This is a genomic window from Microcystis sp. BLCC-F209 (assembly GCF_041928595.1).
Taxonomy (GTDB): Bacteria; Cyanobacteriota; Cyanobacteriia; order Cyanobacteriales; family Microcystaceae; genus Microcystis.
This window is the reverse complement of the sequence record NZ_JBHFLL010000025.1, coordinates 1-13,546: the sequence shown is the minus strand read 5'-3', so window position 1 is coordinate 13,546 and position 13,546 is coordinate 1. Positions and strand designations below refer to the sequence as shown.

The 13,546-nt window shown below is 42.3% G+C and carries 16 protein-coding genes and 1 pseudogene; 6 read left to right on the top strand and 11 right to left on the bottom strand.

The window, feature by feature from the left end; translation table 11 throughout:
• Positions 1 to 111 precede the first annotated feature (111 nt).
• The 3 genes from ACE1AQ_RS01730 (at position 112) to ACE1AQ_RS01720 (ending at position 1,662) form a co-directional block, all read left to right on the top strand.
• On the top strand, positions 112 to 660 hold the full coding sequence (locus tag ACE1AQ_RS01730) for a hypothetical protein (RefSeq protein ID WP_106909744.1): 549 nt from the start codon (positions 112 to 114) through the stop codon (positions 658 to 660).
• A 205-nt stretch (positions 661 to 865) separates the two neighbouring features.
• A complete protein-coding gene (locus tag ACE1AQ_RS01725) occupies positions 866 to 1,450 on the top strand; it encodes a hypothetical protein (protein ID WP_253257696.1) in 585 nt (194 codons plus the stop codon).
• A gap of 26 nt (positions 1,451 to 1,476) precedes the next feature.
• Complete coding sequence (locus tag ACE1AQ_RS01720; protein ID WP_008199388.1) at positions 1,477 to 1,662, top strand: topoisomerase C-terminal repeat-containing protein; 186 nt, start codon at positions 1,477 to 1,479, stop codon at positions 1,660 to 1,662.
• Here ACE1AQ_RS01720 and ACE1AQ_RS01715 read toward each other — a convergent pair.
• A complete protein-coding gene (locus tag ACE1AQ_RS01715; RefSeq protein ID WP_039899715.1) occupies positions 1,601 to 1,810 on the bottom strand; it encodes a hypothetical protein in 210 nt (69 codons plus the stop codon). The two genes, ACE1AQ_RS01720 and ACE1AQ_RS01715, sit on opposite strands and share 62 nt — an antisense overlap.
• A 975-nt stretch (positions 1,811 to 2,785) precedes the next feature.
• Here ACE1AQ_RS01715 and ACE1AQ_RS01710 point away from each other — a divergent pair.
• Both ACE1AQ_RS01710 and ACE1AQ_RS01705 read left to right on the top strand, forming a co-directional pair.
• Positions 2,786 to 3,403: a type 4 pilin gene (locus ACE1AQ_RS01710; protein ID WP_110544331.1), complete on the top strand. Its 618-nt coding sequence runs from the start codon at positions 2,786 to 2,788 to the stop codon at positions 3,401 to 3,403.
• Positions 3,381 to 4,013, top strand: a complete 633-nt coding sequence (locus tag ACE1AQ_RS01705; protein ID WP_106909748.1) for a prepilin-type N-terminal cleavage/methylation domain-containing protein — start codon at positions 3,381 to 3,383, stop codon at positions 4,011 to 4,013. The genes ACE1AQ_RS01710 and ACE1AQ_RS01705 overlap by 23 nt, the downstream gene beginning before the upstream one ends.
• Positions 4,014 to 4,054: 41 nt before the next feature.
• On the opposite strand, the gene ACE1AQ_RS01700 is transcribed toward ACE1AQ_RS01705, so the two are convergent.
• Entirely contained in the window at positions 4,055 to 4,456 is a 402-nt protein-coding gene (locus ACE1AQ_RS01700; RefSeq protein WP_008199395.1) for a hypothetical protein, read from the bottom strand.
• A gap of 72 nt (positions 4,457 to 4,528) precedes the next feature.
• Here ACE1AQ_RS01700 and ACE1AQ_RS01695 point away from each other — a divergent pair, with 72 nt between their 5' ends.
• Positions 4,529 to 4,810 carry a DUF6439 family protein gene (locus tag ACE1AQ_RS01695; RefSeq protein ID WP_008199398.1) on the top strand — a complete coding sequence of 94 codons (282 nt, stop codon included), beginning with the start codon at positions 4,529 to 4,531 and terminating at the stop codon, positions 4,808 to 4,810.
• Here ACE1AQ_RS01695 and ACE1AQ_RS01690 read toward each other — a convergent pair.
• From ACE1AQ_RS01690 to ACE1AQ_RS01650, 9 genes and pseudogenes are all read right to left on the bottom strand, one after another.
• Positions 4,807 to 5,208 carry an anti-sigma regulatory factor gene (locus tag ACE1AQ_RS01690; RefSeq protein ID WP_008199399.1) on the bottom strand — a complete coding sequence of 134 codons (402 nt, stop codon included), beginning with the start codon at positions 5,206 to 5,208 and terminating at the stop codon, positions 4,807 to 4,809. The two genes, ACE1AQ_RS01695 and ACE1AQ_RS01690, sit on opposite strands and share 4 nt — an antisense overlap.
• Positions 5,209 to 5,549: 341 nt before the next feature.
• On the bottom strand, positions 5,550 to 6,917 hold the full coding sequence (rlmD, locus tag ACE1AQ_RS01685; protein ID WP_374807735.1) for a 23S rRNA (uracil(1939)-C(5))-methyltransferase RlmD: 1,368 nt from the start codon (positions 6,915 to 6,917) through the stop codon (positions 5,550 to 5,552).
• Between the two features lie 82 nt (positions 6,918 to 6,999).
• Positions 7,000 to 8,694: an ATP-binding protein gene (locus tag ACE1AQ_RS01680; protein WP_149978349.1), complete on the bottom strand. Its 1,695-nt coding sequence runs from the start codon at positions 8,692 to 8,694 to the stop codon at positions 7,000 to 7,002.
• Between the two features lie 260 nt (positions 8,695 to 8,954).
• Positions 8,955 to 9,863 carry a 2-carboxy-1,4-naphthoquinone phytyltransferase gene (menA, locus tag ACE1AQ_RS01675; protein WP_106910057.1) on the bottom strand — a complete coding sequence of 303 codons (909 nt, stop codon included), beginning with the start codon at positions 9,861 to 9,863 and terminating at the stop codon, positions 8,955 to 8,957.
• Between the two features lie 450 nt (positions 9,864 to 10,313).
• The gene (locus tag ACE1AQ_RS01670; RefSeq protein WP_106909752.1) at positions 10,314 to 10,886 is read right to left on the bottom strand and encodes a Uma2 family endonuclease; all 573 of its coding nucleotides are present in this window, start codon (positions 10,884 to 10,886) and stop codon (positions 10,314 to 10,316) included.
• 46 nt (positions 10,887 to 10,932) lie between these two features.
• Entirely contained in the window at positions 10,933 to 11,946 is a 1,014-nt protein-coding gene (locus tag ACE1AQ_RS01665) for a WD40 repeat domain-containing protein (protein ID WP_110544326.1), read from the bottom strand.
• 117 nt (positions 11,947 to 12,063) lie between these two features.
• Positions 12,064 to 12,465 carry a retropepsin-like aspartic protease gene (locus ACE1AQ_RS01660; RefSeq protein WP_371413478.1) on the bottom strand — a complete coding sequence of 134 codons (402 nt, stop codon included), beginning with the start codon at positions 12,463 to 12,465 and terminating at the stop codon, positions 12,064 to 12,066.
• Positions 12,451 to 12,687 (bottom strand): annotated as a pseudogene (locus ACE1AQ_RS01655) (DUF5678 domain-containing protein); the annotation flags it as partial. The gene ACE1AQ_RS01660 and the pseudogene ACE1AQ_RS01655, both read right to left, overlap by 15 nt.
• Before the next feature lie 7 nt (positions 12,688 to 12,694).
• Entirely contained in the window at positions 12,695 to 13,126 is a 432-nt protein-coding gene (locus ACE1AQ_RS01650; protein ID WP_106909755.1) for a DUF29 family protein, read from the bottom strand.
• Between the last annotated feature and the right edge of the window lie 420 nt (positions 13,127 to 13,546).

Below are 13,546 nucleotides of genomic sequence, written 5' to 3'. Positions count from 1 at the left end.
GTTTTTATTAGAAAAAAAGTTAGCGATCGCTTGTCAAGCAAGGGTTTGAGAATCTGGATTCGGTCAGGGATTTGCGAAAGTTCCAGAAGAGCGTTAGGGACTTGCGTATTAATGAATTACCGTCTAGACTGGAAAAGCAACTTGTTGCCCCCACTTTCGACTATGGTAACTGAACTGACTGAAAAAATCAAATCAAGCTTGAAAGATGCGGCAAAAAAGCTGACAGGTTTTAAGAAAAGGGCTTTTATGGCGCAAGTAACCATAGACTATTTTAACTCTTCGCCGCGCCGGGCTGAAACAGAATTGGGATGGTCTAGACAGGCAATAGCAACGGGATTAAAAGAGCTAGAAACTGGGATTATTTGTGTTGATAACTATCGTGCTAGGGGGAGAAAAAAAACGGAGGAACTGCTGCCAAACTTAGAGGAAGATATTAAGAGTTTAGTGGATATTTACTGGCAAGAAGACCCTAAAATTCAATCAACTTTTGCTTTAAAAAAAATTAGTGCCAGAGCGGTAAGAGAGGCATTAAAAGAAGAAAAAGGCTATTCAGATGAACAATTGCCTTCCCGTCAAACTATTGGAGATATTTTGAATCGAATGGGCTATAGTTTAAAAAAAAAGAAAAATAAAACCGCTCAAAAAAATCACAAAAACTGAGGAAATTTTTGACAACATTAAGATAGGCAATTTATCTGTCCATGGCAAAGCCCGCCATTTATAACCTTTAAAAGCCGATGACCATGATAGTTAATGGACTGCTGTTTTAGTCCCTTTAGGAATTCTAGATGTCAGTGGAGAACGCCTGTGAATTTACTTTGTTAAATCGGCTGAAACCTCAGATTTTGTAGTAGATTGTTTAGAGTTGTGGGGGCAAGAAAATCAAGCAATCTATCCAGGGTTAGAAGAATTATTAATTGATTTAGACGGAGGAGTAGCCACTCGCAGCAACCGCAGCCAATTTATCAAAATAATGGAAGACTTTGCCCAAAAAAAGCAGTTGCAAATACGGCTGATCTACTACTGGCTTTACCATAGTAAATATAATCCAATTGAAAGGTGTTGGGCAGTCTTCGAGAACTATTGGAATGGGGCAATTTTAGGTTCAATTGATGCGGCTCTTAATTGGGCTTCTAATATGACTGGGAAGGGCATAAAGCCTCTAGTACATTTGGTAGAAGGAACTTATGAAAAAGGGGTTAAGGTTTTGGCTAAAGAACTAGAACAATTGCCACCTTTCAACGCAGCGTTCTCAAACTTTGCCCAAATGGGATGTGACGGTTCTCCCCTCCTAGCTGGCATCTTATTTTTACGCAATTTCCTAACCATCCCTCGATCTTTGGCCCTATTAACCGAACCGACAAAAACTGGCAGTGCCAGCGGTTCCAGCAAACCACCTTTAAAAGAATTGGGTAAACATCCCGACGAGGGGGAATCGGTGGGATTGTAGGACGGTCCCTAGGGAGTTTATATACTTTGCACGGCAAGACCAACGCTAAGATTCCAGAGGGAGAGACGGCCGAAACCCTCACCCTAGAACGAGCTTTAGTGGCACTAGCGACCAAGACAACCGCCGCCCAGAAAACCACCCCCCAGAAAACTACTTGCCCAGGCCGTCGGTTTCCGATTCCTGTTCTACAAGAGAGGCAATCACCCCCCTGACTTTTTCCTGCCAATTATCGATCTCTTTCAGCTTGGCATATTGAGAGGGCGGCAGCCTTAACGTCAGTTTGGCGCTGCAAGGCTCTTCTCTCTCTGTGGAGAACTGGTGTTTTACTAGGTCGGGGTTGCCCCCTGGTCTTCCTCTCATCTCATCTTTCCTCCTATTCTTAGCCTCAGTCTAGCATGACGACAGGATATAAAAGACCTCTTGCAAAAATCAAAAATCTTCCGTTAGGTGAGGAGTCAGGAGCCAGTAGTCAGGAGTCAGGAGAATTAAGATGGTCTATTTAGGGTTTGCGGCAAAAAGTAGGGGCGAAGCATTCGGGCAATAACCTATCGCTGAAACCGTAGATTTTCTATCCGAATGCTTCGCCCCTACAGGACGCAAGCGCCGATCAAGATGCAAGGTTTTTGAGCCACTAGCTGGAAAATCTTGCAGCTGCTTCACCAAAAAAGCACCAAACCCCTTAGCTCGTCTATATTTCACATTTATTCAGCCAACCCTAATTATGTAAGAGGGTTAAAGTTCTGTAAACTTTAGGCCAATATCCTGCTTATAGCAAGACGGCAAGCTATAATAAAATTAATGGAGTTAAAGAACTCGCATCAAACGGGGGGGACAACGGCGAAATTGCATCCCCCGACGCTCACTAAGTAATGAGGTAATAAAAACCTTCAACTATTACACCGCCACTGCCACGATGATCAAAAGACATCCGATGGCAGCCTAGAATCATCTGTAATTGACTTTGATTAACTGGTCAAGTACGATGATGATACATAGACAACCAATGAATGTCAAGCTGTATCCCTAACAGGGGAACAGTCAAACTAAGAGCCATATAAGGTGCAAGTCTCAAGTACGGTTCTGAATGGGAGGGGAGGTGGGTGACGACCTTCTCGACCCCTGATTGACAGTTTAGACAATCTGACTCACTTGAGAAATAGGGTTTCGGGGGATTAATTCCCTGACTAGAGTTAGAAATATCCGATCATTTGCGTAATCTGTAGTTAAGATCGAAGAAAAGCCAGTAGTTTTCAAGAAAAACGGAGGGGTTGAAAAGTGAAATCAAGAGGAAAGGGGATACAGTTAAAACTGCCGTCGTCCGAGTCGGGTTTCTCGATGTTAGAAGTGGTCATTGCCATTTTAACTATTACCGCTTTCTTAACAGGAACCTTACAGTTAATGGCAGTGAATGCCTTATATAAAGTTCGGGCTGAAAGACAAGCTAGAGCTAACTTTTGGATACAAGAAGACTTCGAGAATGTCAACGCTTTAGCTTCGAGTTTAGATGTTAGTGACAATGATGATAGCGTCAATGCAGATAATCATGATCCCGAGCTTTTCAGTCAAATATTTCCTAATGTTTGCTCAGATATAAATCAAGGTTATGCCATTGAATTAAGGAGGCGATTACCGAATGCTGAACCTCCTGACAGTCCGGAATTTGATCCAGATGATCCCAGTAAGGATTATGCTATTCCCGCTGATGATTTACCTGCAGAAACAGCAGAAACATTATTAGTAGCAACACGAGAAATTGTCGGTAAAGACTATTCTCTCTATCGAACTTTTCCTGATGGTACCGACGCCCAGGCTGCTCATCCCCATCGTCTTCGTATAGAGTATGAAGTGAGATTAGCTGATGATCAAACTGCTGACGATTACCCCAACCAAGAAAATGTTATTGCCGAAAGTTCTGTCGAGGTGATTCCCGATGCGTCGTTTAAATGTCCATAAAAATCAGGGTTTTACCCTGTTAGAAATTTTGATAGCTTTGGCAATTACGGGAATTCTTGCCGCCTTAACCCTACCTAATTTATTAGCTTGGTTAAATAGCAATAAAGTCCAAGAAGCCACCGATTCTATACAATCAGCCCTACGGGATGCCCAAAAACAAGCTATCCGTCGAGGGAGAAGTTGCACGATTAATTTTACTAACGGGATTGGCACTAATCCCACGGTTTACCGGCAAATAAGCGCCAGTGAACCGGGTTGTTTAGTGGCGACTAATACTAATGGGGGTTCCCTAAGTCTGCCGCAGGAAATATTTATGGTGGTGGATAATTTTCCAGATTTTCCCCCTGATAGCGGCAGTCCGGGGGTGCAGTTTTCCTTTCGGGGCCATGTGCCGGGGTTAAAATTTACTACGCCGGACGGTCCGGCGATAATCGTATTATATCCCGCCGCCAATGCCTCCGCCGCGCCCTATCCCAACCAAGAAAGAAAGTGTATAGTTATCGCTTCTCTGCTAGGAATAGTTAAACAAGGCACTTATGACGGCGATCCTCTAGAGCCGCTTGATGCCAATAATTGTCAAATCGGTCTGGATGGAACCCAACCACCCTAATCAGCTTCTCAAGGCAACACACTCCACTCCGGTGCAGTCAATCACCCCGTGCAGGATCGCAGAATCCAACCCAGTAAGACTCCGATACCACCAAAGCGGACAATTTGCCAAAAAACCTCCCCCAGCAGTCCGCGACGGATTCCTTCCCAGAATAGACGCTTTAATTCCCCTTCTTTAAGTAAATTGCTTTCTAAAATTACCTCTAATTCTTGAATCTGTTCGCGAATTTGCACCAATTCCTTTTCTAGTTCAGGTAGGGGATTTTCCCGCCATTGGGGTTCTATTTGGCTAAATTGTGCCTCTAGGTCTTTTTTTTGCTGTTCTGCTTCGTTGATCTGTCGATAACGGTCTTTTAGTGATGCGATCGCCGCTTCGACTTCTTCAATCGCTTGGGTAAATTCCGCCGATTCATCGCTAGGGTATGGGTTTTCTTCTAAGGACATGGACTCGATCCGATTGCCTGCGTCTAAACTATAGTTATAGACGATTTTACGGTTTTACGAAACCTTTTGATTATGATTCCATCCCCTGTCTCTTCCTCATCTCAGACTATTGATGATCTATCTACTTTGGAATTGGCGCGGATTTTGGCGGAACGTTTGGCGATCGCACCGATTGACTGGCATCGTCTGAAGTCCCACCGTAATGCTCGGGCCGCTGAACAATTAGGGACGGCTTTGGTGTTTTTATTAGATAATCAGCCAGAAGAAGCACTTCCTCGGCTACAACAGGCTACAGGCTGGCTCGATCGCTCGATTTCTGCGCCTCCCTGTCCTTCTCACGGTCATGGTCATTAATTCAACCAGCGTTCCTGTTTAATTTGCTTACAAAGTTTCAGTTGGGTTCCTTCTTGATTCCAGTGAACTTGGTCGAAGATTTGATATAACATACACAGTCCTCGGCCATTTTCCGCTTCTTCGGGGGGAAAATCGGGACAATCGCAACTACAGCCATGATGGTGACAACCTGGGGTAAATCCACAGCCTTGGTCGGTAATTACCCAAGAATACTCGTCTTTACTGCTAGAAAATTGGACGACCACGGTTTTGGTGGGATCGAGATGATTGCCGTGTTTAGCGGCATTAACTAAAGCTTCTTGTAATCCTAATCTAATTTCTGGTTCTAATTCTTCCGGAATACTAGCGGTCAGTAAATCTAAAATCGGACAAAGATACAAGGTGGAAGCGAAACTCATGGTGTTCCAGCTTTGTTTGCTTGTGGGCAGTGAAATAGCAATCACGCACTTTACCTCTAGCTTATATTCAATGACTGTTCTCTTACAGAAAGATTAAGGTCTCTTAACCGTCGATCTAGATGATTGCCATACCTAATGAGTCATGTTTTATCCCTTTTGTGTCTCTGAGATGGATTAGATATTTTTATGATTGATCTACAAACCAATCGAGAATCAAGGCAACTTTGAGCGAGTAATTAATCAAAAAAGTAGTTGACTGGAAAGGCTGCTAATATGCTATTATCCTTAACCGTTGACTTTTCAGCTATAAACGACCAAAGTGTCAGGTTTTGCCTCCTATTTCACCCTACCATATTCGCTGTTTTTTGTCCAAGAAAAGCGGCGCATTCAACGTGGGGAGTTTGGGGAAAGAAATCGGCTGTTTGCACTTCTAGCAGTTGATAATCGCCTGTTTTACAAAGATATTGCAAGTCTCTGGCTAAAGTTGCACTTTGACAACTGATATAAACTATGCGTTGACTTTGCAGTTGTAACAAACTATCAAGGACAGATCGATCGCAACCTTTGCGGGGCGGATCGAGTAGAATAATGTCGGGTTTAACTGTCAGTTGCGGTAAAGTTTTTTCTACTGCCCCCAAAATAAAAGTTGTGTTGGTAATATTATTTAATTGGGCGTTAATCTTGGCTCGATCGAGGGAAAAGCTATAGGATTCTAGTCCAATCACCTCTTTAACCCGTTTAGCGAGGGGTAAAGTAAAAGTACCGATACCACAGTAGGCATCAATAAGAATTTCTTCACCTTTAAGCTCTAATTTCTCACAAATAACCGCAAATAAGGCTTCAGCAGCCTCTGTATTAACCTGAAAAAAGGTATCGGCAGCCAATTGATAGGTTAATCCGGCGAACTTTTCGGTAACATAGTCCCTTCCGGCGATAGTTGTGGTCTGAGCGCCAAAAATAGCATTACCTCGATCGGGGTTATAATTGACGGTTACACCGACTAAATTGCCGTATTTTGCCAGCCATTGCCGCGCCTGGGTCTCAATTCCCTGTAAATTATTATCGGTACTAATCAGGGTTAATAAAACTTCTCCAGTGTGGCGGCCAATTCTTAGAGATAAATGGCGTAATTGTCCTTGATGGGTCTTTTCATCGTAAATTGACCAGCCTTGCTCCTGAATATCCTGTTTTATCTCTGCTAGAAACGGATTTAAAGCCTGATCTTGAATTGGACATTGATTGAGATTAATCAGATGATGGCTGCCGCGACGATAATAACCCGCTTGCACATTGCCGGTGGGGGAAAATCCGAGGGGATAGGTAGCTTTATTGCGATAAGCGAGGGGAGAATTACCGGTGAGGGGAGGATAAACCAAAGGATCGGTAAAACCACCAATTCTGGTTAATACCTCTTGTACTTGCTCTTTTTTGACCTGAAGCTGAAATTGATCCTCGATGTGTTGCCATTGACAGCCACCACATTTATCGGCAACGATGCAGCGGGGCCGGATACGATGGGGAGAAGCTTGTAGAATAGTTTGTAGTTTGCCGATCGCATGACTTTTTTTGATATAGGTGATGCGAGTTTGAATGCGATCGCCAATAACCGTATCTGGCACAAAAATCACCTGTCCTCGGTATTTTCCCACACCTTCGCCCGTATGGTTGAGGTCGGTAATCTCGATCTCGATTAAATCACCTTGTTGCATAGTTAGGGAAACCAGTTTTCATCTAGGGTTTCTTCTCAGTAAAAATAACCCAACTCTATTCTACAATCAAAAGTTAATTTTTCTAAAATCCTAGATCAGCTTTGGCAATTTTGGCCGCCGCTAAAACTTCCTCATCGGGTAATTCTCGCCAGTCGGTTGCGCCTATTTCAGTATAGAATTTTTGATCGTAGGCGCGAGTACGAATTACTACCGGCATAGGGACCGCATGACCTAAAACTAAAGCCTGTTGTTTTGAGTCTAATTTCGCTAAAACTGATCGCAAACTTCCCCCTCCAGAAACCCCAGTAAATATGGCTTCGATGTCCTTTTCATCGTTTAATAAACAGGTGATTCTTGTCCCTACCTGAGACATAACTTCGTTATCAATTCCTGAAGGTCTTTGATCGACAATTAGGAGAGTAACAAAGTATTTTCGCATCTCCCTGGCAATAGTTCCAAAAATAGTTTGATGCACCACGGCAGAATCTAAAAATCGATGAGCTTCTTCAATGGTAATCACTAACTGTTGCGGTCGATCAACGGGGTTTTTAGTTTGTAAAAAATATTCAGCTTTTTTAACATAATTAGCATGAATCCGACGGGTGATCATATTGGTGGCTAACATATAGGAAAGCATATTACTTTGGGAGCCAAATTCAATAACAACGTGCTTACCCGCATCTAAAGCTTGTAAAACCTGATCGATATAATTGTGGGGACAAGAACTTTTTAAATATTTCAAACTATCTAGACGCATTAATTTTCTCTGGAGGGACATAATTGATCCCGCATGGCCTTGTTTTTCCGTACAGAAGATTTTAATATCCTCGTTACTCATATTTAATAACTGAACTATCCAAGATTCTCCATACTCGTTATAGAGAATATTGGCATTATCTAAACTAGCTTCCGAGATGCCTAATTCCCGACCGATTAAACGAATATCTTCGATTTCAATCTGATTATAACTTAAGAATAATTCCTGCGCTCCTCGTACTCCCCGGCGTTTGGTAGAATCGGGATCGAGGGTATAAATTTCTACCTGTCCGGGGAATAATTGACATAATCCTTTCACCGTAGAAACCTCCTTCCCTTCTTTCATCGCTTCCCAACCGTATTCCGAGTGCATATCAAACATGAGGTTAACCCCTGCTTGTTTGCGAATAATACCCGAAATTAACAGCCTGGTTAAAAAGGATTTTCCCGTCCCGGATTTGCCAAAAACGCCGTTACTACGTTCCACAAAGCGATCAAGATTAATACATATTGGCACGTCCATGTCAAGGGGTTGACCAATAGCAAAATTCTTTCTGGTGGGATCATCTTCCCAACCGAAAACCATGCGAAAATCCTGCTCACAAGCTTCATAAACTTGGCTAAAATGCGCGGGAATAGTTTTAACTGGCAGTAATTCTAAATCAGCGCTGGTTTGGGGTTGAAAAGAGCCTAAAGAAGTGTCGGAAACTGCGGGGGAATTACCTCCAGTCGGTGTGAACATGAGCATAGGCGATAGTTCAATAGTACCATAAGTACCGCTACCCGCTAAAACATCGCGCATAAAACTATCATCGGGATGGGGAGGATTCGCGATAATCCGGGGACTGGAGTTACCCAGGGAGACATCGGTGAGGAGACAGAAAAAACGCGAGCGAGTGCCTTGCACCACTAAAAATTTACCGACGCGCATATCTTCTACCGAAATATCCGGATAAAGACGGATTTCTAAACCTTCACTCAGGGAACCTTGAATAACCGATCCGAGGGGCTGTTCACTCATGCTAACCTTTATTTGTGGCGATGAATTATGAATTATGAATTATGAATTATGAATGAGGAAGTGTTTTCAGTGATCAGTAAACAGTGATCACTGAACTTAAAACTCAAATCTGATAACTGATTCAAGTCAGTTGATTTTTTTTGGTCTATCCCACCTAAAAATGAGGGGTTCGCAGGCAGGCACGGATTCCCATTATGAATATAAGTATATGTCAAGTGATGGGGTTTTGTCAAGGACTTTAAGAAAAAAAATCGGGTTGATCAACGGGAAGCAAGGCAATAACCAAGGGAGAAGAGAATGCCACTAAAAAAGTGAAGATTAACCGCTATAAACTTGCAGTTACTGACTAGCTGAGGTTGGTCGTGATTTTGGTTAACGTGGTTGACTAATTGCCAAGCGAAAGGCAGACTAAGAAAGATTAAAAGGGTGAGAGGGGGATAAACCTGCAGCAGCACAAAAACTACCGTTAAAACGTAAACGAGAACCGTGACTAAGGTTAAAACTTTAGAACCTTTTAAAGTACCCAAACGGGCAATAGGTGATTTTTTACCCGCTTTGAGATCATCGTCGACTTGATGGAAATGGGAGCAAAAAAGGATGATAGAAGTGGTAATCCCGACAATAATTGAAGCCGCTAGACTAGAGAGAGAAAAAGCACCGACTTGGGAATAGTAGGCGGCGGCAATCGCCAAGGGTCCAAAAGTAAAGAAACAGATAATTTCACCTAATCCTTGATAACCGAGACGGAAGGGAGGCCCCTGATAGGTATAGCCCAAAAAACAGCAGAGGGCGATTAATTCTAGGATAGTCCAATCGCCTCGCCCATAACTAATAGCAAAAATACCAGCGATGCCCACTAATAGAAAAAGATTACTTAGCCAGAAAATTAAAGATTTATTGCCGGTTAAATTAACGATCGAATGGGCTTTATTGACATCTATCCCAGTATCGGCATCAAAAACATCATTGCTGAGATTTAACCAAGCGAGAATCAAAATAGCTGAGAGGATAAAAGTGGCAAAAATCGGCAGAGAAAATCGACCTGTTTCCTGATAAGCGATCGCTGTTCCCAAAATAATCGGTATAATCGCCACACTATACATTGGCGGTTTCAGGGCTGCTAACCAGAGTTTTTTGGGCGAGGGAGTGGTGACAGTATCGGTGGTCATAGTTAGGGTTTGCTGAAAAAGTTTTTCTTGGGGATAGATGGTCGGCACTTTTTGATTTCAAAAAGGCCTAAAGATATTATCCAACAAGGTTTTTAGATTTATTCAGCAGGCCCTAGATAGTTCCTCAAAATTGAGATGCGCCCGACCCGAAACGGGCCGTTTTGGTGTTAAACCGAAATTTTAGATGATTTAGACTTTGGTTTTGGCTTTTTCTGGCAGTTTACCAGGGGTAGCGGCACCGGCTAAACCCAGACCTGATCAAGCGATAGCAGTCATAGTTCCGGGTTCAGAGGGTTCAAAAACGGTAAAAATAAGGATTAAATTGCCTAAAATCTGTAAATAGACCATTTAATTGATTATTATTGATTCTTAATTCTCCTGACTACTGACTACTGACTCCTATTTTGATTTTTACTAGAGGTCTGATCGTACCTCGGTTTTAAGGATATTTTAGTCAAAAATAGAGATAAATAGACTAAAACCGGGTAAGATATCCTCGCCGCTTAAATTAGCGGGTAGTTCCATAATTTCTACGGGTTGCTCAGGACGATAAATTTCCACTTGTTGTTGTTGAGGATTAACTAGCCAACCTAATCGCAAACCACTGTGGAGATATTCCTGCATTTTCGCTTGAATTTCTGGGAGGGAATCGCTACGGGAGCGCAGTTCAATGACGAAATCGGGACAAATAGGCGGAAATTTCTCCTGTTCTTCTCGACTCAGAGCTTGCCAACGAGTTAAACTCACCCAAGCGGCATCGGGAGCGCGATCTCCGCCATTCGGTAAACGAAAAATCGTCGCTGAACTAAAGACTTTACCCAATGCGGTTTGACGATTCCACAACCAAAGTAAACTAATAAAATCGGCCTCTCGGTTGCCGCTAATTCCCCCAACAGGTGGCATGACAATTAATTCTCCTTGGGCGTTTCTTTCCAGTTGCCAATCTGGGTTAACTTGACAGAGACGGTAAAACTGCTCATCGCTGAGATTGACTGTATCTAAGTTTAAAATCACTGCTGCCATAGCTATATTTCGCCCTAGAAAACACTCTAGTCTTAATTATAGTCAATTAGATTCCCCGCCACAGTGCGATCGCACCGTCCCGATCTCCAGTGACTAACCAACGACCATCTCGACTGGCAACCATTCTTAAGATGACGTTTCCCTTCAGGGTATTCAAATGCTGACGGGTATTAACATCCCAAAATTTCACAGTTCCATCCCCGGAAGTGCTGGCCAAAACTTTACCCCCATCCAGCAAGGCCATATCGGTAACAGCGTCGTTATGGGCGAGAATAGTAGTGGTGCCGATGCCGCTTTTTACTTGCCAACCGCGGATCGAACCGTCTTGACTAGCAGTACCGGCGGTATTACCATCCTTGGAAAAAAGCACCCGATAAACGGGGAATAAATTACCCGCATAGGCCCGAATAAAGCGACCGGTACTCACTTTCCAGAGTTTAACGAAACCATCGTAATCGGCGCTCACAATTCCTTTACCATCGGGACTAAATGCGATCGCCTGAATCGGATGATTATGGCCGTGCAGGGTTTTTAACAGTGTACCCGTCTGAAAATCCCAGAGTTTAACAGTACGATCCCAGCTACCCGTAGCCAAAATTTTGCCATCGGGAGAAATAGCGGCATCGGTAACGAGAAAAGCATGGCCAGGATAGGTCATTTCTAATTTTCCCGTGCGCGTATTCCAGCGTTGCACTTTTCCCCCCGCATCGGCAGTTACGAAAGTCTCACCATCGGGACTAAATTGGATAGCATTGACAGTATCACCTAGTTGCCAAGTCCTGAGAGGTTTTTGGGTTTTTAGGTCCCATTCCCTAACAGTGCCGTCAAAACTACCGCTCAGCAGCAAGGAGTTATCGGGACTAATGGCTAAAGCATAGATGGGATCCTGATCGGCTTTTAAAATAGTAACCCGTTCGACCATCTGCCAAGGAACGATTTCTGCTAGGGGAGGCGCTTGCGGAGTGGTGGTTTTCCCTTTTTCCTGATTGACTGCACAACCACCGGATAGCAACAGTAGCAATAATAAAGATAATGTCGGTTGATAAAGGGTTATTTTCATGGAATTTTGCCGTTGTCTGTCAAATTAGATGATAATCCAGGATTTGGGTTCGTTGGAATTGAATTCTACTTTAAGCCCGATTTACCAGAGACTATTTTACTGGATAAATCGTTAAATTTAATTATCTCGCCATGAAAAAATAATTGTTTCTTCTGCTTGTCTAAATTCAATGTTAAATTTATCAAAAACTACTTCTCTTCCTAATAATAATTGTTCTGTATCTATGGGCATTTGTAGCCAAGCAACAGGAGCAATTAGTTGATGATTATCAATCGTTATTTCTAGATTACGCAATACATATTCTACATTACCGCCAATGGTTTCAGCGACTAAAGTTGACTCTGCATCTGCTAGTTGATAACCTAAATCTTGACCGATTTTATAGGAAATCAGGCTAACTTCTGCACCAGAATCGACTAACATTATTGTCTTTATTTCAATTTGGTTATGTTTTAACTTTACTAAATAGCTTGGTTGCCAATTATGACGAACAACGGAGCGAAATTGAACTGGTAAGATTTGAATAGAATAACGACAACGAGGAACAAGATAAATGACAAATTCTTGATTGGTTGTGTTGGCTTCTTCTAGAACATTCTGTAAATTTTCACCGTGAGCAATCACCCCTTTTTCATTATAAGCAATGTATTGATTTTTATACAAATCAAGCACGGTGTCACGATTTTTGTTTAACCAACGTAACATTTCTTGGGCTTGTTCTTGAGAGATTGAGTTGGTCATAATCTTTCTAAGGAGAGACGTTTTTGATGAGAAGGAAAGCAGTGCTAATCAGTTTATTTTTGTCAATTATAGCTTCTAGTTGCTCCGATTGATACCGACCTGATTCGACTTCTAAAGAAGCGGCATCCAAAGCATTAAGATAAGCATCGTTTAAAGTATCTGTTAATTCCTCATCACTTAAATAATATCCTGCTGCTTTTCGGCGTTTATTTTGGCGTTGAATTTCTCTAACACTATTGCGAATGGAGACATCCCAAGAACGAGTGGTTCTGTTTTCTGCCTGTTGTTTAATTAAATGCAGTAGTAAGATAACAGCATAACTACGAATGGTGCTAATAATCCCATTTTTGCTCATATCTTCAAGGTCTTCTACAATCGCCAGTGAACCTTTAATATCACCTTTTAAGAGTAAAGCCTTTAATTCTAAAAGTTCTTCCATAATCCAATTTCTTCCCCAAATACCCCTTAATTATATCTTGCCACAAGTCTCTCTATCCCAAAGCTCATTTAAGGCCATCTTGAGCAAAAAGTTAATCATTTTTTCATTTATTTTAAGGTTTTCTGTGCTATGCTGTGGCCTTTCTTGTAAAAATGGAGTTTTTAGTCATAACTCGAAGATTAGCAAAACTAATTGATTTGCGGGTATTGTAGCGGCGAATTGCATTCTATCTCTGATGTATAAATGCGCTCTCCTTCTTTTAACTTTAAGCTAAAATAGATGGCTCTTCTAGGTTCTGTGTGATAAGTTTAACTTATATAGGATCGATCAATCTTTGTGTCCTTTGTGTCTTTGTGGTTCCTTCCACTCGCTCGCTAGGAAGAATGTATCTTAGAATACATTTTGCCCACCAAACCTAAG